The 20592-nt window shown below is 34.8% G+C and carries 16 protein-coding genes; 7 read left to right on the forward strand and 9 right to left on the reverse strand.

The window, feature by feature from the left end; translation table 11 throughout:
- Nucleotides 1–83: 83 nt before the first annotated feature.
- Nucleotides 84–2438, forward strand: a complete 2355-nt coding sequence (gene pbpC / locus FcAc13_RS05870) for a penicillin-binding protein 1C (RefSeq protein ID WP_187755283.1) — start codon at nucleotides 84–86, stop codon at nucleotides 2436–2438.
- 95 nt (nucleotides 2439–2533) lie between these two features.
- Complete coding sequence (locus FcAc13_RS05875; RefSeq protein ID WP_187755284.1) at nucleotides 2534–3220, forward strand: glutathione S-transferase family protein; 687 nt, start codon at nucleotides 2534–2536, stop codon at nucleotides 3218–3220.
- Nucleotides 3221–3286: 66 nt separating this feature from the next.
- Here the strand turns inward: FcAc13_RS05875 and FcAc13_RS05880 are convergent, their stop codons facing one another.
- From FcAc13_RS05880 to FcAc13_RS05915, 8 genes are all read right to left on the reverse strand, one after another.
- The gene (locus FcAc13_RS05880; RefSeq protein WP_187755285.1) at nucleotides 3287–4348 is read right to left on the reverse strand and encodes a beta/alpha barrel domain-containing protein; all 1062 of its coding nucleotides are present in this window, start codon (nucleotides 4346–4348) and stop codon (nucleotides 3287–3289) included.
- A 103-nt stretch (nucleotides 4349–4451) separates the two neighbouring features.
- A complete protein-coding gene (locus tag FcAc13_RS05885; protein ID WP_187755286.1) occupies nucleotides 4452–5462 on the reverse strand; it encodes an amidohydrolase family protein in 1011 nt (336 codons plus the stop codon).
- A gap of 364 nt (nucleotides 5463–5826) precedes the next feature.
- On the reverse strand, nucleotides 5827–7335 hold the full coding sequence (locus FcAc13_RS05890) for a helicase HerA-like domain-containing protein (protein WP_187755287.1): 1509 nt from the start codon (nucleotides 7333–7335) through the stop codon (nucleotides 5827–5829).
- Between the two features lie 368 nt (nucleotides 7336–7703).
- A complete protein-coding gene (locus tag FcAc13_RS05895) occupies nucleotides 7704–8576 on the reverse strand; it encodes an L-ribulose-5-phosphate 3-epimerase (RefSeq protein WP_187755288.1) in 873 nt (290 codons plus the stop codon).
- Between the two features lie 137 nt (nucleotides 8577–8713).
- Nucleotides 8714–9358, reverse strand: a complete 645-nt coding sequence (locus FcAc13_RS05900) for a 3-keto-L-gulonate-6-phosphate decarboxylase UlaD (protein WP_187755289.1) — start codon at nucleotides 9356–9358, stop codon at nucleotides 8714–8716.
- Between the two features lie 35 nt (nucleotides 9359–9393).
- The gene (gene araD / locus FcAc13_RS05905; RefSeq protein ID WP_187755290.1) at nucleotides 9394–10089 is read right to left on the reverse strand and encodes an L-ribulose-5-phosphate 4-epimerase; all 696 of its coding nucleotides are present in this window, start codon (nucleotides 10087–10089) and stop codon (nucleotides 9394–9396) included.
- A 10-nt stretch (nucleotides 10090–10099) separates the two neighbouring features.
- Nucleotides 10100–10567: a PTS sugar transporter subunit IIA gene (locus FcAc13_RS05910; RefSeq protein ID WP_187755291.1), complete on the reverse strand. Its 468-nt coding sequence runs from the start codon at nucleotides 10565–10567 to the stop codon at nucleotides 10100–10102.
- Between the two features lie 31 nt (nucleotides 10568–10598).
- On the reverse strand, nucleotides 10599–12383 hold the full coding sequence (locus FcAc13_RS05915; RefSeq protein ID WP_187755292.1) for a PTS ascorbate-specific subunit IIBC: 1785 nt from the start codon (nucleotides 12381–12383) through the stop codon (nucleotides 10599–10601).
- A 361-nt stretch (nucleotides 12384–12744) separates the two neighbouring features.
- On the opposite strand from FcAc13_RS05915, the gene ulaR reads away from it, so the two are divergent.
- From ulaR to FcAc13_RS05940, 5 genes are all read left to right on the forward strand, one after another.
- Nucleotides 12745–13506, forward strand: coding sequence for an HTH-type transcriptional regulator UlaR (gene ulaR, locus FcAc13_RS05920; RefSeq protein WP_187755299.1), 762 nt, complete (start codon nucleotides 12745–12747; stop codon nucleotides 13504–13506).
- 25 nt (nucleotides 13507–13531) lie between these two features.
- Nucleotides 13532–14599, forward strand: a complete 1068-nt coding sequence (gene ulaG / locus FcAc13_RS05925) for an L-ascorbate 6-phosphate lactonase (RefSeq protein ID WP_187755293.1) — start codon at nucleotides 13532–13534, stop codon at nucleotides 14597–14599.
- A gap of 265 nt (nucleotides 14600–14864) precedes the next feature.
- A complete protein-coding gene (locus FcAc13_RS05930; protein WP_187755294.1) occupies nucleotides 14865–15143 on the forward strand; it encodes a hypothetical protein in 279 nt (92 codons plus the stop codon).
- A gap of 525 nt (nucleotides 15144–15668) precedes the next feature.
- The gene (gene aspT / locus FcAc13_RS05935; RefSeq protein ID WP_370633733.1) at nucleotides 15669–17357 is read left to right on the forward strand and encodes an aspartate-alanine antiporter; all 1689 of its coding nucleotides are present in this window, start codon (nucleotides 15669–15671) and stop codon (nucleotides 17355–17357) included.
- Between the two features lie 30 nt (nucleotides 17358–17387).
- Nucleotides 17388–18992 carry a bifunctional aspartate transaminase/aspartate 4-decarboxylase gene (locus tag FcAc13_RS05940; protein ID WP_187755296.1) on the forward strand — a complete coding sequence of 535 codons (1605 nt, stop codon included), beginning with the start codon at nucleotides 17388–17390 and terminating at the stop codon, nucleotides 18990–18992.
- Nucleotides 18993–19146: 154 nt separating this feature from the next.
- Here the strand turns inward: FcAc13_RS05940 and FcAc13_RS05945 are convergent.
- Nucleotides 19147–20592: hypothetical protein (locus FcAc13_RS05945; protein ID WP_187755297.1), on the reverse strand; the 1446-nt coding region annotated here is incomplete at its 5' end.

Genomic DNA, 20592 nt, shown 5'->3' on the forward strand with positions numbered 1-20592 from the left:
ATTTTATAATTGTACCCCTTTTCTAAATCGTTCACGTATTATGATAATAATAACCTATTATTCAATATAATAATCTGTATAACATGACAAAATTTATAAGATATGTCCAAAATATTATCGCAGCACTGATAATATTTATGTTGATTGTTTTTGCTTTCCGTTTAACGCCTCATCCTCCATTATCAGAAGCACTATCGTTTTCAACGGTTATTTATGATGAAAATAATAAATTATTAAGATTGACCTTGGCTGATGATCAACAATATCGATTATGGACGCCACTAGAAGATATTTCCCCCAATATTATTAATGGTCTGTTACTACATGAAGACCAATGGTTTTATTATCATTTAGGATTCAATCCAATTAGTATAGTTCGCGCATTTTGGGCTACCTATCTGGGAGGGGGCAATCGTCAAGGAGCATCGACAATTACTATGCAATTGGCTCGGATGCACTGGAAAATCAATACTAAAACAATTGGTGGCAAATTACAGCAAATATTCAGAGCTATTCAATTAGAATTAATGTATTCTAAACACGATATTTTAGAAGCTTATTTTAATTATGCTCCTTTTGGTCGAAATATCCAAGGTGTTGGTGCGGCCTCATTAATTTATTTTGATAAATTACCCAATAAAATTAACTTACCTGAAGCTTTAGCGCTCACCGTTCTTCCCCAATCTCCGACTTACCGCATTGATAAAAAAACTGGCATAGCAGGTAAAGCATTGATTAATGCCAGACGACGATTATTGGAACGTTGGCAAGAACAATATCACACTGATAATAATATCATCGCACTGTTTGATTTACCTTTAGTCATGCGTCAACCAGAACAACTTCCGTTTATTGCTCCTCATTTTACCGATCAAATCTTACAGCAGGATACAAATTTAAATAAACACCAACAACGCGTAATTAAATCCACGTTAAGCACAGATTTACAACAGATTATAGAACAACAAGTCAATGCTTTTATCGCGCGTAGCAAACAAAAAGGTATTTATAATGCTTCTGTATTATTAGTGGATAATAAAAATATGGGAATTAAAGCGCTGGTAGGTTCGGCTGATTATTTTAATGCTAGCATACATGGGCAAGTTAACGGAACTTTAGCTAAACGCTCGCCCGGCTCAACATTAAAACCGTTTATTTACGCCTTAGGTATGGACCAAAGCATTATTCATCCCAAAACTATCCTAAAAGATGTTGAAACTGACTTCGGTTTTTATAACCCAGAAAATTTTGATCGACATTTTAAAGGCCCCATTTCAGTTACTGATGCCTTAATTCATAGTCGTAATATCCCTGCTGTTTATGTAGCGAGCAAATTAAAAAAACCTTCATTCTACCAATTTTTAAAACAAGCTAATATTAGTAATATGGCGGCAGAAGAACATTATGGTTTAGCATTAGTACTTGGAGGGGGTGAAGTGACACCACAGGAACTCGCTTCACTCTATGCTATGTTAGCAAATCAAGGCGTATGGCAACCATTAACATTGACTCAAAATGAGCATGAACCAGCATTGCGTAAACCGTTACTTAGTCCAGCAGCAAGTTTTATGACGCTGGATATGTTATTAAAAAATACCCGTAAACAAGATATTTTAATAAAAAAACAAAAAGCCATGACACCAATCTATTGGAAAACGGGTACTTCCTGGGGATTTAGGGATGCATGGACTGCTGGTGGATTTAATCATTATACATTAGTGGTATGGTTAGGCAATTTTGACGGCACAAGCAACAATGCTTTAATTGGCGCTAATGCAGCTACACCATTATATTTTAATATAATTGATGCCATAACCGCCTATTATCCTTCACAAAAGCAATATCATAACCATGCTCCGGCCAACCTTACTCAAGTTGAAATTTGTTTACCTAGCGGTAATTTAGTGACGCAATGGTGTAAAATTAAAGGGAAAACTTGGTTCATTCCTGGTGTTTCACCAATCACCGTTGACACGGTTTATCGACCGGTCTTGATTGATAACAAAACCAACAAAGTAGCTTGTCCTCCTTATAATCCGCAAACATCACATATCGAAGTATTTGAGTATTGGCCATCAGACTTAGCAAAAGTTTTTGCTAAAGCAGGAATGCCGAAAAAACAACCGCCTAAAAGTACCCATTGTAATAATGCACAAACCTATTTAGGTGATCCACCTCGAATAACTTCACCATTAAAAAATGCAGTTTATAAATTAAGAGTTAATAATCAAAAGAATGAAAAGATTAGTTTAAAAGCTACCGCTGATGGTGAGGTAAAAGAATTATATTGGTTTATTGGCAATAATTTCCTTGGCAGTAGCCCGGTCAATGCTTCCATTGATTGGGTACCGATACAAAGTGGTATGTTTAAAATCACAGTTATTGATGATTTAGGACGTAGTGATAACAGAAAATTGAAAATCGATTTACTTGAATAATTTTATTTAAATTATTCATAGTAAATTTTAAGTACCTACGCTACTCTTACAAATAGGTCAAAAACTCACAACAATAAAGTTTATAGGAAATCACCATGTCATACACTCTTTATATTGGCAATAAAAATTATTCCAGTTGGTCAATGCGACCTTGGATTGTCATGCAACATTTCGCCATCCCATTTGAAGAAAAATGGATCCATTTTGACAATTTTGATGAAAATTCTAAGTTTAAACAGACCGTCCTAACCTTCAATCCATTTGGCAGTGTTCCTTTTTTAGTCGTGGATGATTTCGTTATAACTGACTCATTAGCAATATGTGAATATTTAGCGGAGCAACACTCTGCATTAGCACTTTGGCCAACTGATATAAAACAACGCGCACAAGCGCGAAGTTTAACAGCACATATGCATACCGGATACCAGAAAATTCGTCAATATTTGCCTTTTAATATTGAAGCACAATTACCTGAAATTGGTAAAATTATTTTACGTGATCACCTGCCAGTCAAAAAAGAAATTGAATTTCTTGATAATTTACTAAGCCGTTACTTAAAACGTTCACAAGGTAATTATTTATTCGGTAATTTTACAATTGCTGATGCGTTTTATGCCCCTCTTTGTTTAAGATTAAAAAATTACCAAATCCAAGTATCTGATGATTTACTAAAGTATATTCAGACACTTTGTTCAACTCATGGAATCACGCAATGGATTGATGCAGCTTTAAAGGAACACCATTTTGTTGCGATAGATGAGCCATATCGCTTTTCGCGCTAATATCTAAATAATAACATGCTAAAAATGCCCAAAGGGCATTGATGCATTCATAAAATTAATTTTTTATTATTCAAGCAATGCACGTTTAATCTCAAAAGCTAATTGTGGGTTCCACATTGCCCCAGTTGCACTCATGACGGCATCGGCACCAGCGTGCCTAAATGCTTGATAATGCTCCAGACTGCTAACCCCACCAACCCCAATAATAGTAAAATGATGAATTAGCTCGGCTCTTAATCGAGCTAAACGTGCAACCATATCTAATCCAGCCCAACGGATAGCCTCTCCACATATGCCACCAACTGGCCTGGTTGAACTTAAAGCAGGCTGACCCTGAGCATCTACCGGTTTAGCTGATAATGTATTAATTGTACTATATCCCTCAATCACACCATCTAATTTCTTTAATAACGGTAATATGGCATCATCATGCGCAAAATAAGCCAATTTCAAAAATAAAGGCTTATTAGGCACCGCATTTTTAATCGCGTGAGCAACTCGCTCCACTTTTGTAAAGTCAAAACATAATAATTTATTCACACCTTCATTTGGACAACTTAAGTTCGCCTCCAAAATGGGAGCACCAGTCTCATCCACTAATTTAGCTGCATTGGCATAATCTTGCTCAATCGTTGCTTCATTACCTGGAGTACCTTGGAAACTACCAATAACATGTTGCCCTGATTTAGCTGCCAACACAGCATCAGCCATATCCGGTTGCCAAACATCAGGATCAAACGACGGCACCCCAAAAGAGTTGGTTATCGAAATTGGAAAAGTAAAATCGTGATCAGCCAAAACCGTATCAACTTCAGCCGACAACTTTCCTTTTGGGTGAATAGATAATACATTCGGTAAAGGATGACTTTTATGCGCGCGGGTTCGTACCGTTTTATATACACAGAGATCAAAACCATAACCTAAAGCAGCTTTTACATACTTAGCATTCAATAGCGGTCCCGCTGGAATACCAAAGGGTAAATTTACGTCAAAATTCAAAAAACGAGAACTATGGGGCATGACAATTGATGATTTAGGTAAATAGGCAAAATCACCAAAAGGTCCTTGTTGATAATTATCCTCATAACTGAGCAGTGGGTCATAAAAAGGCGTGATGTTGTTATTCATGGTGTACCCTTGAAATATTAATTAAACTTACCAAACTGATTTTACTAATACTAATGAAACATAGAGTATTTTTAACATTAACTATTTTATAATATTATTGAACTCATAAACCTAAAACTAAACGTCCATTTTGGGTTGCGACTTTAATGACATTATCTAAATCAGTATAACGGCACCCTGTTACGAGTAACTTTAATTCTTCCCACATATTTCCGGTTGAAAACGGCAACATATAGTCACTAATATTATCGGTACCAATCGCAACGGGAATGCCAGCAGTTGATAATTCATCCACTGGAGTAAGGGAATTTCGTGTTGGGCCATGATCTTCGCGACGAGGACTATCAATCCAAGCAAAAGGACAAGCTATCACCATCATTTTTGCTTCTTTCATTTTTTGATAGAGTTTCTGTCGATACGCAAAATCGTGCGCTGTAATGGAAATACTGTGAATAGCTACAACTTTGCCATGCATGTCGTGTTCAATGGTTTTATCAGTCAGTTGCTCTGTTTCGATTTCCTCTGGGGAATTAAATTGATCAACATGCACATGTACCATTTTACCTAAACGTTTGCCGGTTTGCATTAATACATCTAAGTGAACTAGTCCCATTCCAGGACCATGATCACGCTCATCGCGACGTGGTAATCCACCTATGATATCCACCATATCAGCTCCTTTATCAAACCAATAACGCGCTTCTTTATCTATCACCCCTTTCAATGTTTGATTAACTAATTTAATTACAATATCGTTTTTATATACTGCTCTGGCACGTAAAGCCCCTTTTATCGCACGTTCCTGAGCAATAGGATCGATATCAACAAATGAGCCCATTGCAGATACGCCTTGCTCAATCATACGTTCCACAGCCATACTAAAGTGGCGGTAATAATCTTCCTCAGTCATAGCAGCTTTGATACGATCGAGCGTATCCCATTTTTCAATTAAAGTTTGTTTTTGGTAGATATAAAAACTTTCCCGTGTAATGGTAAAAGCACGATCTGCATGCATATGAGCATTAACCCAACCACCATTTTGTTTGATACTTTTCATCAAAAAAGCTTTTAAACTCTGATCCCGACTTGCTAATAAAATATCTTTATTTGTCATAATAAATTCTCGTCATTGTCCTATTGTAATCGATAAAATTTTAGCCAAAAAAAATCCTCCAATAGGAGGATTAATAATGAGAAATAACTAAACTATCATTAAAATTGTTAGTATTAAAATAAAGTACTTGGTAATGCATTTTAGAAATCAACGTCTCCGCTGTCTTTTAATTGATTGAGATTTTAATGGAAAATTTATGAATAGCAACCTTTTTAATTAAAAAAAAGGTAAATAAATGAAAAAGTTATAGTCTCATTTTTGAGACTATAACAATATATAGCAAATTGGCATTTTTATATAAAATAGAACACAACTAATGGGCAATTAGTCAATAAAAATTATATTTACCATAAAACTATTTTCACTAACGTTTCTTTAAACTCCCTAATATTCCACGCGTAATTTCACGACCAATATTATTAGCAATTTGTCGTGAAGTGCTTTGAATTACTTTTTGCGCTAAACCATCTTTCTGCCCACCCCGAACACCCTTACTGCCAAACAGAAAATCTTTAATTCCATCCCAAAATCCGCTCGATTCAGTTTGGGATGAGGTAGATGAAGTATCTGTAGATTCTGTACGTGTAGAGACTGCACCAGCCTTTAATTTTTCATAAGCAGATTGACGATCAATTGGTGTAGCATATTTTTGTTGTAAAACTGATTGTAAGATAAGCGCATGCTGTTGCTCATTTGACATTGCACCCATTAATGATTCAGGTGCAATAATCATTCCTCGCTCAACCATATTAGGTCGACCTTTTTCATCAAGAAATGAGATTAATGCTTCCCCAACACTTAAATTAGTTATCACTTGTTCAGTATTAATTTCCGGATTTTGATGCATTGTTCGAGCTGCAGCTTTAACTGCTTTTTGGTCATTAATTGAAAATGCTCGTAAAGCATGTTGAACTCTGTTACCTAATTGGCCTAAAACACTATCGGGTATATCGGTTGGATTTTGGGTAACAAAATAGATCCCGACGCCTTTTGAACGTATTAATCGTACCACTTGTTCTATTTTTTCAAGTAATACTTTAGAAATATCATTAAATAATAAATGCGCTTCATCAAAAAAGAACACTAATTTTGGCTTTGCTAAATCACCCACTTCGGGTAAATGTTCAAATAATTCCGATAATAACCATAGTAAAAATACAGAGTAAAGTTTTGGCGAATTAAATAATCTTTCACATTCTAAAATATTAATTTTTCCGTTGCCATTAGCATCTAACTGCATAATATCAGCAATATCTAACATTGGTTCGCCAAAGAAATAATCTGCACCTTGTTGCTCTAATGACAATAAGCTACGCTGTATACTACCAATTGAAGCTGCTGTAATATTGCCGTAATCGGTTATGAATGATTTGGCATTATCACCAACATATTTAACCATTTCACGTAAGTCTTTAAAATCCAATAATAATAGCTGATTATCATCAGCAATTTTGAACACTAGTTGTAAAATACCCGTTTGTACCTCATTAAGATTCAATAACCGACTTAGTAATAAGGGACCGATATCCGAAATCGTTGCCCGTAACGGTATACCTTTATCACCATATACATCCCATAACTCAATCGATGATGCGCACGGTTGCCAATCGTTAACCCCAATATTAGTTAAACGGGTAGTTAATTTATCTGACACAGTAGCCGCAACGCCCAAACCGGTTAGATCCCCTTTCACATCAGCTAAAAACACGGGTACACCTATTCGCGCAAAACTTTCGGCCATTTTTTGTAATGTTACTGTTTTACCAGTACCAGTAGCCCCAGTAATCAAACCATGACGATTAGCAAATGCGGGTAAAAGAACCAGATCACGATGATCAGGCTCCGATTTTGCAATAACTAGAGAAGTTACCATAATCATTCCTTACAATTTTTTTACTATCATAGACGTATTTGTTGATCAGACACAATAGTTTTTTTGAATTATTATAACAATAACAATCACTTAAACTAATAAAGCAGATATTGGAAAAGTAATGTAAATATAGATTATGTTATTTTTAATAACACCCAAAAAGTGCAAAATTTTATTAAAAAAAGAAAATCAAATCATTTACATGTTATCATCGATGATTATCATAATAATTCGTTTACTTTAGGCGATCCTGTATTTATCGTTTTTACAATGCTTAAAAATAAAAACTTAATAAATTGGGAAATGATTTATAGTTAAAAAAATAAATAAGCAGCAATAAATTACTGCTTTTATTATGACAAATGCGTTTACATAAAGGGAAATTTAACTGATTGAGCAGCTTGTTTTAAGCGATTTTTAGCGATAATGATATTCTGATGCCAGTTATTATCATTAGCCCACATTTCAATGACAAATGGTGCCTGATAATTCATTTCTTTTAATGTGTTGAATATTTCAACAAAATTGACCTCGCCTTCCCCAATAACTAAATCACGAAACTGTCCTTTAAAATCAGGTTTCACTTTTAAGGTATCTTTCAAATGAATTTGAACAATATGTTCTTGTGCCAATTTCAACTCGGTGCAAGTATCATAATTCCAACCATTTATATTACCTACATCGGGATAAGCCATAAAATAAGGTGAAGATACCTGTTTTTTAAGTATCTCAAATTTACTTAAACTATTAAGATAATCAGTATCCATTATTTCTACCGCTAGCATTACACCAGCTTGTTCCGCTAACTGGCTAGAATATTGCATACCTTCAATAAATCTTAAGTGAGTATCTTGATTGGCAGGTTCATAATATACATCATAACCGGCTAATTGGATCACCCTTATGCCTAATTTATGTGCCAATTCGATGGCTTTTAGCATGATCACTTTTGCTTGTTTTACATTATTTGGTTCGGCAGAACCAAAAGGAAATTTTCGATGCGCGCTTAAACACATTGATTGTAATGGTAATGCATAATCATCACATAGTAATTTTATTTCACGAATTTGCTGCTGCGACCAATCCAGTCTAGCCTGTCTAGCTTCAGTTTCATCAATCGAAATTTCTAAAAAATCAAAATCTAATTGTTTTGCTGCTGCAATACGTTCTGACCAGGTCATTTCAACAGGGAGTGCTTTTTCATAAATACCGACACGATTTTTCGATTTAATTATTGTCATAAAATTGCCTTTTTGATCAAAATAATAGCCACAATGCGTTTTATCTTTTAAATTATCAACAATGAGTGGTTAATATTAGTTTGTTTAGCAAGGATCAGCATAATCGCTGATCCTATAAAGAAAACAACTAAAGAGTTTTACCAATATTTAGCAATTTGTTCTCTCAATGCCGCCGCTGTTTCTTGCCCATTTTCACCGGCTAATGCTCGACCAGCAATGAAAGTTTTAGTTGAAATGCCAGCAAATAAATGAATATCTTCGGGTACAATCCCCCCTGTAATGGATAATTCTAAGCCAAGATCAGATAATTTTCTCATTTTGACTAAATCTTCCTCGGTCCAGCCTACCCCAGCTAATTCAGCATCACGTGATCGATGATAAATCGCTTGCTTTATTCCTAATTCACGCCAAGCTTTTGCATCATCGTATGTCCAATGACCATAGAGTTCAATTTGTATTTCACGACCAAACTCGTCAGCAATTTTTTTACATGCGGCAACAGTTGCAATATGCGCTGCTGCAGATACGGTTAACCAATCTGCTCCTGCTTCAAAAGCCATTTTCGCTAATATAGCACCGCCGTCAGTTGTTTTTAAATCACAAACTAATATATGATTGGGATGTTCTTTACGTAATTTACGTACAGCTTCCATTCCTGCTCCAAATGCCAAAATCGTGCCAACTTCAATAACATCAACATAATTGGCAACATTTTTAGCAACAACCATAGCTGGTTCTAATTGGGTTTGATCTAAGGCGATTTGAATCATTGGTTTGCTCATTATATTATTCCTTATTTTTCATTATAAATTGAAAATTATTTATGTTGACCATAATAAGCATTTGCACCATGCTTACGAAAATAGTGTTTATCAGATAACGCTTGTTCGATGTGAATAACCGGATTAAGTAAGCGTGTTGCTAAAGCCATATTGGCAACTTCTTCAAGTACTACAGCATTATGTACCGCATCGAAACAATCTTTACCCCAACAAAATGGCGCATGACCCGATACTAGAACCGCTGGCATTGCCACCGGATCAATATGACGATTAGCAAATTCCTCAACGATGACTAACCCCGTATTTTTTTCATACTCTTGCTTAATTTCCTGATCTGTCAAATGTCTGGCACAGGGAATGTCACCATAAAAATAATCAGCATGCGTAGTACCTAACGCAGGGATATCTTTACTAGCTTGCGCCCAAATTGTTGCATGGGTGGAATGAGTATGCACAATCCCACCTATCGAAGGGTAGGCTTTATATAACTCAAGATGAGTAGGGGTATCACTAGATGGATTAAGCTTTCCTTCAACTATATTACCTTGCAAATCAACGATAACGATATCATCAGCTTGCATTTGCTCATATTCCACACCAGAAGGTTTTATCGCGACTACATTTTGCTCCCTATCGATTTCTGACACATTACCCCAAGTAAATGTCACGAGATGATACTTTGGCAAGAGTAGATTCGCCTTTAGGACTTTTTCTTTTAATGCTTGAAACATAACTGACTCCCTATTCTAAGGCTTGATCAATAACGTCATAAACATCTTCTTTAGTATGACATTGAACAAATTTGTCTAAATTTATTCCAGTTTCACTGTTTTCATCTTCCAACGCTTGAGTCACTTCCATCAATCCAGCCATATGTTTATCCGAATCACTACCAGCTAGTGTGATTAATACTTTAACTGGTTCATCTTCACCATCAAAAAGAACCGGTTCTTTTAAAGTAACTAAGGCAAATGCAGTGCGATTAACGCCATCTTCAGGACGTGCATGTGGCATGGCAAAGCCTGGGGCTATAATAATATAAGGTCCCATTTTCTCTACGCAGTTAATGATGGCGTCATAATAAGCCGCTTCAATTGCACCCGATTTCACTAACATATCAGTACCTAGTTTTACTGCTTCTTGCCAATTACTTGCCGAAGCACCAAGTAAAATAGAATCGTTTTCAATTAGTGATTGTTTTAATGCCATATCCCATTTCTCCCCAAAATATTATTCGTTGTTAGTTCTGTTGTTTTTGATTAACTTGCTGAATCAACTCAATCAATTCATCACCAAATGTATTAGGATTGAGCATGTTTTGCACACCAAGTGCAAATTGATTTTCGCCCACTTCAATCTCATGTGATAAATGTTTAGATGAAACAATGATATCTACATTATTTAAACGTGATTTGTAATCAGTGACCGCACAAGAATCCATAACATTGGCAATGCCTTTATTATCAAGGTAATTAGCTATTTTCATTTTCATCATCATTGAGGAACCTTGACCACTCCCACATACCGCTAAGATTCTAATTGGTCGTGTTTCAGTTTGATTCACTTCATTTAATTTACTAAGTACTGCTGGATTTTGATCTTCTGTAGCATCTGCTTCATCATCATTAACTTTATTTTGTGCATTGGTAGCTTCTTCTAAACGTAGTGCTTTGGCAGCAAAAAACATATAGACCAATGATAAAGCGATTAATACATAGATAAATAGATGAGAAATGGATAAACCTTGTAAAATTGGTGGGAATAAAATAGCCCAGTCAGCCATCCCCATCCAAGCTGGAATAGGTGTACCGTTTTGTAAGAAAATATCTAATGCCCAAGCTGAACCAAGTACTTCAATAATCCCCATCACAAAACAGATTTTCATTACTGCTTTCCAACCACCAAAGTGATTCGCAAACACCCCAATAGTTGCATTTGAGAAGAACATTGGAATAAAACCAGGAATAATCATAATCGGTGATTGGCAACCTAATAAGATACCAATAGCCACAAACTGACCTAATGCCCCCCAAATAAAGCCAAATACCATAGCATTCGGTGAAAAAGCATAGATAGCTGCACAATCAATCGCCAAGACGGCATTAGGAATTAATTTTTCAGAAATACCTTTAAAAGCTTCAGATAATTCTGCAACAAACATACGTACGCCGCCAACAATAACTTGAATTGCCACAGCAAATTTTAAGCCGGTCTCAAGAATATAAATGGTCCAGTGCGTTTTACCAGCCATAACTTGTAAGTCATATAAACCAAAAGATAACAGAATAATACCGAAAAAGAATGTCATGACGATGGTTGTTGCAGCGATACTATCATGAAAAATATGTAACCATTTTGGTAATTTTAAATTATCAACAGAATCATTTTTATCACCTAACTTTGGAGCTAATTTGACTGCAATCCATGAACCTAATTGTTGTTGATGTCCGATCGAAAAACCAGCCCCACCAGTAACCGCTTGAGTCGGCTTAAACATCATGTTGGAGAAGATCCCCCAATATAATGCAATGATAATGGCACTATATATGATGGTTTCCCACATACTAAAACCGAAAAGATAGTAAAATAGTACAATTAAACCAACTTGTTGAAACATGATATGTCCGGTAAGCATAATGGTACGAATACCGGTTATGCGGCGAAATAACACTAACACGATATTAAACGCTAAGGCTAATAAAACGGCGTAACCTACCCATGAGTAATTATCTCCCATGCCTTGTTCTACCGCTACCATTGAAGCATAGGTATCAATAATAGAACCATCAATATGATGATATTCAGAAAGCTTTTCAATTACTGGTTTAAATGTTGATACCAAAACACCTGAACCCACTTGTAACAACATGAATCCGACAATTGTTTTAATTGTTCCTTTGATAACAGTTGTTACATCTTTTTTAAGTAAACAGTAGCCTAAACAAGTTACTAAACCTAATAACAATGGAGCTTTAGTCATCACTTGACTATAGAAAATGTAAAACACACTATAAATTGTTTCCATATTGCCTCACCTTGTTTCTTTTTTTTATTTAAAAAAAAATCGTTAGTTACATAACATTAATTATATTTAGCGCACCCTCTCTCATTTTCGCGCTTATGACTTAAACACCACAATGATAACAATCAAATTAAATCACTCAATGATTATTTATGATTATTGTGATAACAATCACGATTAGGTTATTTATTTATATTTTCATATGTAATTTCTATAGACATGTTGTCAAATATGAACTTAAATGTATTTAACATTAAATGATTGACAATGATAACTATTAACAATAAAATCATAAGTAATCATAAAGCAGATTATTACAATCATTTTAAATGATTGATAACATAGGTTTTTATACATTATGGTCATGAATGAAGCCAAAAGGCACGAAGATATTGTTAAATTGATTGGCACGATGGAAAGTATTTCAGTCGTGGAATTAACTGAAATATTTAATATTTCTCCAGCTACAGCCCGACGCGACATTGTAAAACTCGCAGATGCCGGTAAAGTTAAAAAAGTACGTAATGGTATTGTTAGAATCGAAGAAAAAAAACCAATTTGGTCACCATTAGATATTAATAATACCGACAATTACCATGAAAAAGCACGAATTGCGATTAAAGCATCAACGTTAATTAAAGATGGTGAAAGCGTCATATTGAACTGTGGTTCGACAGCTTTTCTACTGGGTCGTGAATTATGCGGTAAAGACGTTAATATCATTACCAACTATTTTCCGCTAGCAAGTTATTTAATTGAACATGATCATGAGCACGTTACAATCATTGGTGGACAATACAATAAGACGCAAAACATCATATTAAATCCTACCAGTGAGTTATCCGCAATTTATAGTGGCAATATTATGTTTACCAGTGGTAAACAATTGACACCAGCAGGACTTTATAAAAGTGAAATTTTAACTGCTGTTTCTGAACAACAAATTTTAAATAATGCACAAAAATTAGTAGTTGTGGTGGATAGTACAAAAGTTACTGAAAAAATTGGATCAGGTATGCTTTTTTGTCCAACCACCAAAATAGACGTAGTGATAACTGGCAAGTTAGCCGATAAATCCGTAGTAGAGAGTCTTAAACAACAAGGTGTTGAAATAATATTAGTATAATTTTAATAATGATAAGGATTGAAATATGAGTAAAGTTAATGAAATTACACGCGAATCCTGGATTTTGAGTACTTTTCCAGAATGGGGAACTTGGTTAAATGAAGAAATTGAAGCAACTAAAGTGGCTCCTAACACTTTCTCAATGTGGTGGCTGGGTTGTACCGGTATTTGGCTCAAATCAGCGGGTAATACAAATATTTCTGTAGATTTTTGGTGTGGTACGGGTAAACGTACTCATGCTAATCCTTGGATGAAAAAACAACATCAAATGATGCGTATGGGTGGCGTACGTGAACTACAACCTAACTTACGTACTACACCATTTGTCCTAGATCCTTTTGCAATCAAAGAAGTCGATGCCATAATGGCTACCCATGATCACGCCGATCATATTGATGTAAATGTGGCAGCCGCAGTATTACAAAATTGTAGCGATAATGTCAAATTTATTGGACCAAAAGCATGTGTAGAGCTTTGGCAAAAATGGGGGGTACCTGCAGAACGATGTATTACCGCTCATGTCGGTGATATTATTGAAGTGGGCGATATTACTATTAAGGTGCTTGATTCATTTGATCGTACGTCATTAGTAACTTTACCGGAAGGGGTGTCATCGACAGATAAATCAATTTTAGATGGTATGGATGATCGCGCCGTCAATTATTTATTTGAAACCACTGGCGGTAATCTTTATCATTCGGGCGATTCTCATTATTCAAATTATTATGCTAAACATGGTAATGACCATAAAATCGATGTTGCACTATTATCTTATGGTGAAAATCCACGTGGTGTGACTGATAAAATGACCTCTTCTGACATTATTCGTGCAGCGGAATCCCTTAATACTGAAGTCGTTATTCCATTCCATCATGATATTTGGGCAAACTTTCAAAGTGATACACGTGAAATCGAAGTCCTATGGAAGATGAAACGTGATCGTTTGCAATATAAATTTGCACCATTTTTCTGGCAAGTTGGTGGAAAATATACCTATCCAACTGATAAAGGTCGTATGTATTATCAACATTATCGTGGATTTAGAGATATCTTTACAGATGAACCTGAATTACCATATCGTTCATTCCTCTAATCCTTAACCACTGCAAGATACAACCACTCTTAGGGGTGGTTTTTTATGACATAATAATGAACACACGTATTTATAAATATAAACAAACTATCCTGATAATTTGTTTTTACTAAACAAACGACTATTTGATTTCATAAATTTTTCGTCATTTACCATATCAACCACAAAAAACATAACTTATTGTAAAATAACACAATTTTTATTGCTATTATATACAAAACCATGTAACATCAAATTACGTTAACTGTTTGATATATTTAATGTTATGAAAAAGTTTCTTAAAATCCTTTCTGTTATTGCATCTGTTTTAGGGGGTCTCGCTGTTATTAACGGTGTGATCTGTTTTATTATCATTATGGTCAATCTATTTAATGGTTATAATCCATCTTTGTACATCATTGATCAATTATTCTTTATCCTTGAAATTTACCTTCTTTTTGCTGCCGTTAGTGTGATGGTATTTTTGCAAAGCCTTTGGGTGTATTATCAGATTACCAGCAAAAAACCGAAATATAATCGTAGCGTTAAAACACATCAGAAATAGTAATTTATGGTGTCGCTAAGACACCTTCTATTTTTTCTCGTGTATTATGAACACTAACTTTCACACTATCGTAACGCATAAATGCGCTAACACATTCAAAAATAATCATTTTTTCCTAATAACCAAAAAATATCATGTCAATAAAATTAAGCATTTGATGTTCTGGTCCTTTTTATGCTGAATGGGTTTCCAAGGGGTACTTTTACAAGATTAAAAACCAAATTTACCACTTTTTAAAATAGTTTTAGCTATTTTTTTGTGACAACGTCACAAAACGCGTTCTTTAATAAATATTAATCACAATTCTATTTTTTAAAATCAATTCCCCTTTTTTTTAAAAAAATATCAATGAGGTAACGCTTTAAATATCGAATTAAAACTTAATATTTATTAAAAAATGTGAATTTTTAATACTGATTTTCGGTTAAATAAAATTCAGGTAATTAATAAAAATATCAGGGATACAAACAATTCACTATTTCTTGATTCATTTTAGTATTTGTGGAGGATAAAATGCTGCAATGGCTGTCACATTGGATTATGGCTGGGCTGAAAAGCTCACCTGAAATTCTGTTATTTTTATCATTAAGTCTAGGTTACTTAATTGGGAATATCCGAATAGGAAAATTTCAATTAGGTGGTGTCGCTGGATCATTACTGGTTGCAGTAGGGTTTAGTTTGTTAGGTGTCACGATCGATGCTGGCGTAAAAGCCGTTCTATTTGCCCTATTTATCTATGCGGTTGGTTTCGAAAGTGGTCCACAATTTTTCCGTTCTCTAGGTGTAAAAACTTTACGTGAGATCTTTTTAGCGTTATTTATTGCCATTGCTGGACTAATCACAGTGTTGGTGTTAGCAAAAATCTTCCATCTTGACAAAGGGTTAGCTGCAGGACTTGCGGCTGGAGGATTAACGCAATCAGCCATTATGGGTACAGCATCAGATGCTTTAAATCAATTAGGCTTAATGCCCGAAAAACTTAGTCGATACCAAAGTAATATTACTATTGGTTATGCAGTGACTTACATTTTTGGATCGTTAGGCGCGATTATTGTTTGTGTTAATATTCTACCCAAAATCATGGGGAGAGATATCCGTGATGATGCGATGAAAGCACAAGCTGAACAATTGAATGGATCAGTCGTGTTAGGCAGTAATCAACATTTAGCTTTATCTGATATTACTGGTCGACTATATCAAGTCAATCACCTAATGAAACAATCTGTTGCACAAATTGAGAAAAAATATGATGGCATCAGCATTGAGCGCATAAAACGAGGCAGAAAAATTATTGAAGTTTCATCTGAAACGACTTTAAAGCTGAAAGATATTGTTTTAGTTGTCGGTCATCGCAATGCTATCCTCAAAGCAAGTTCACAATTTGGAACAGAATTAAATTCAGCTTCAGGTATGGATTTTGTGATGAATACGCAGGATGTTGAAATGCGTAATACCCAATATGTTGGGCAGAGTCTAACGAAAGTTCTCTCTTCTGACGAAGTGATGAAATTTAAACATGGCATTTACTTGCTTGCGATACACCGTGACGGTGAATCACTTCCACTAACTGGTGATATTCATTTACAGCTTGGTGATGTAATAACCATATATGGTGCTGATAGTGATTTAAAACGTGTTGTTGATCGCATTGGTGCACCCATTACCAAAAGCGGAAAAACTGACTGGATTTTTCATGGTTTAGGTTTAGTTGTCGGTTTAATTATTGGTCTTATTGTTTTACGTATTGGTGAAATTCCAGTCACATTAGGTGCTGGTGGTGGTGCACTGTTATCTGGTTTATTGTTTGGTTGGTACCGTTCACGCCATCAAACTATCGGTAATATCCCATCAGGTGCCCTGCAATTACTTAAAGACTTTGGCTTAGCTGGATTTGTCGTCGTAATTGGTTTAAGTTCAGGACTTGAAGCAATTAATACGATTAAACAACAAGGACTTTCACTCTTTTTAATTGGTATTGTGGTCACATTGCTTCCAATGATACTAGCTATCTACTTCGGAAAATATGTACTGGGTTATCAAAACGCAGCTGTTTTTGCTGGTGCATTAGCTGGTGCCCGCAGTGCCAATCCTGCTTTTGGCGAAGTGCTTAACAAAGCCGGTAACGCTACCCCTACTAATTCTTTTGTAATTACTTATGCCTTAGCTAATGTGTTTTTAACATTGCTCGGCCCATTAGTTATTGCATTTGCTTAATTCAAACTGTCAAAATAAGGTTATCAAATCATGAAAAACAAAATAGATTATGCTCAATACGCAAATTTAAGTCCATTCGAATTAAAAGATAATTTAATTAAACTGGCTCAAAGTCATACCGATCGGATGATGTTAAATGCCGGTCGCGGTAATCCCAATTTTCTTGCAACTTGGCCAAGACAAGCGTTTTTTCAACTAGGAATTTTTGCAGTAGAAGAATCAGAAATGTCTTATTCTTATATGAATGAAGGTGTCGGAGGATTCCCTATTAAGCCTGGTTTAACTGGACGTTTTGAAGAATTTGTGCGTCGTAACTATAACACGCCAGGTGTCCCTTTTTTAGGCAAAGCATTTTCCTATATTCGTGATCAGTTAGGTTTAGATGAAAATGCCTTCCTCCAAGAAATGGTTGAAGGTATTTTGGGGTGTAATTATCCTGTTCCTGATCGAATGTTACATTATAGTGAAGAAGTTATTAAATCATATGTTTTACAACAGATGGGAGTTCAAACGCTAACTAATACTGATATTGATTTGTTTGCCACGGAAGGGGGTACTGCCGCAATGACCTATGTATTTAATTCAATGAAAGAAAATGGTTTGATTCAACAAGGTGATAAGATAGCCATTGGTGCACCTATCTTCACGCCTTATCTTGAAATACCGGGTTTGAATGATTATCAATTGGAAGAAGTATTAATCAATGCTGATCCAGAAAAAGACTGGCAATATCCAGAATCGGAACTGCGTAAATTAGAAGATCCAAGTATCAAGGCTTTCTTTATTGTTAATCCATCCAATCCTCCGTCAGTAAAAATTGATGATAAAAGCCTGCAAGTTATTGCTGATATCGTCAAAAAACGACCTGATTTGATCATTCTAACTGACGATGTATATGGTACTTTTGCCGATGATTTCCAATCGTTATTTGCGATTTGCCCTCAAAATACCATTTTAGTTTATTCATTTTCTAAATATTTTGGTGCTACTGGCTGGCGATTAGGTGTTATTGGTTTAGCGCGAGATAATATTTTAGATAAATCCATAAGCGCGTTACCAAAAAAGACCAAACAGATATTGCATAAACGTTACAGCTCAATTGTGACAGAGCCTGATCAGCTAAAATTTATTGATCGTTTAGTAGCAGATAGTCGAGCTGTGGCATTAAACCATACAGCAGGACTTTCCACTCCCCAACAAATCCAAATGGTGCTTTTTGCATTATGTGAAATGATGGATACCGACCAAAGTTATAAATCCACCTTAAAAACATTAATTCGCCGCCGTGATGCTACCCTGTATCAACGATTAGGGTCAAATAAACAACGCAATATCAACAGTGTTGAATATTATACCTTAATTGATCTGGAAAAAATTTGTCGTGAATTATATGACGATAAATTTGCCAAATGGATATTGAAAAATAAGAATCCAACTGAGTTGCTATTCCGTATTGCCGACGAAGCGGGTGTAGTGTTATTGCCAGGGAAAGGATTTGCTGTCCAACACCCTTCAGCACGTGCTTCATTAGCTAATTTAAACGAATATCAATACGCGGCAATAGGTTCATCACTACGCAAATTAGCCGAAGAATACTATGCTGAATTTAAATCTAAGAGTAAAAACAGTAAATAATAATACAATAAGTAAAGCACTGGTTATTTTTCGCCATTAGATGAATGATTCCAAATACTAGAATAGGCAAAAAATTCTGGGTAATAATATAGTGAATATGCAATGTATATTCACTATTAGTTAAAGCACTAATTTGAATTATTTTAATTAGCAATTATCTAACATAATTATTATATTCATCGACTATTAAAGAAGTTTCATTTTGACCCCAAATACTGCCATAATAATTATTCAACGTCTTAGCTTTAATTTTCAAAATATCATTGCTGTGTATTAAAGCATTTTGGTAATTGTTAACTTTTGTCGCTTCAATATAAAGATATTTTTCCGCGAAAAGTGTTGGTCTATATTCTTTATATTCTGAAGCAGCGAAATTATTTACTTCATCGGCTTTAATATTCACCCTTCCTCCCCTTAACCGACCATTTTCATAGTTGTTAAAGGCTTTTCCTGATCGTATGTTAATCCTATTACCTCTAAGACTGCCATAATTTTCAATGTTACCCAAAGTTGTGATTCTTAATTCACCACCTGCTTCAATTTCTAATTTATTGATAAACGACGATTGCAACTCTAAATATAAATCATTATAAGTTTTTAAATACCCATCTCCCATTAATGTATCCGCTTCAATACGTATACCATTCGCAGTCAAATTACTATTATCATTATTAATGACTTTTGCAATAAGAATTAAATGATTACTTAATATTTTGACTGAAGTATTGTCTATAAAATCTGCCTCGAATCTCAGGTAGTTAAGTGGTTTATCAATATCGGCATAACTGTTATCAAGATTGACTGCATTTATAATTAGACTCTGACCTGAGGATAATTTCGCAAATCGATTATTAACAGATCCAATAGAATCAATATATATTTCATTACCCGCAGAAATTTTAGCATTTTCATTTATTAATTCTTTCAATCGTGATACATTATCTACTATATCGCCACCAGTAAATTCAACGCTTTCATATGCTTCAATCACGGCATTTCGATTATGAATTGTCATTCCTTTCATTTTTACTTTATCTTTTATACATTTTATTTTTGAAGAAGTATTAACAATATCATTGGCTACAATATGCATCACGTCTTGAGCGTTTAATGAACTATTTATGTTGAAAATTTTATCGCCTTTCATTTTTATTAAATCAGCAGATATGCTGATATCTTTATTATATAAATCATATACAAATAGCCAAATGCATTCGCCATTAAAATTTGTTGCTATGTTAGTCATCTTGGCACTGAAAATTTCCATTTCATCAAAAACGTTCATAGTTGAATTGGTATTCGTAATTGAATCAGATAGAACTGTAACATTATAACCATAAAGAGAGGAATCACTATTAATAATCGAATCAAATACTTCTAAATTTAAATGACCTCTTGCATGAATATTTGTGTGATAGTTGCGGATATTTTTGATATCAAAACTTATGTCATTAGCTAATATCTCGCTTTGTTGGTTTTTAACCTCCTGCGCATCAATAATTAAATTCTTGTTTACATCAATACGTGTGTCTTCGTTACTGATATTTTCGCTTCTAATTCTCACGTTATTAGCTTTTATTTTACTCTGGTGATTGATAAT

The organism is Frischella japonica (assembly GCF_014489845.1).
GTDB lineage: Bacteria > Pseudomonadota > Gammaproteobacteria > Enterobacterales > Orbaceae > Frischella > Frischella japonica.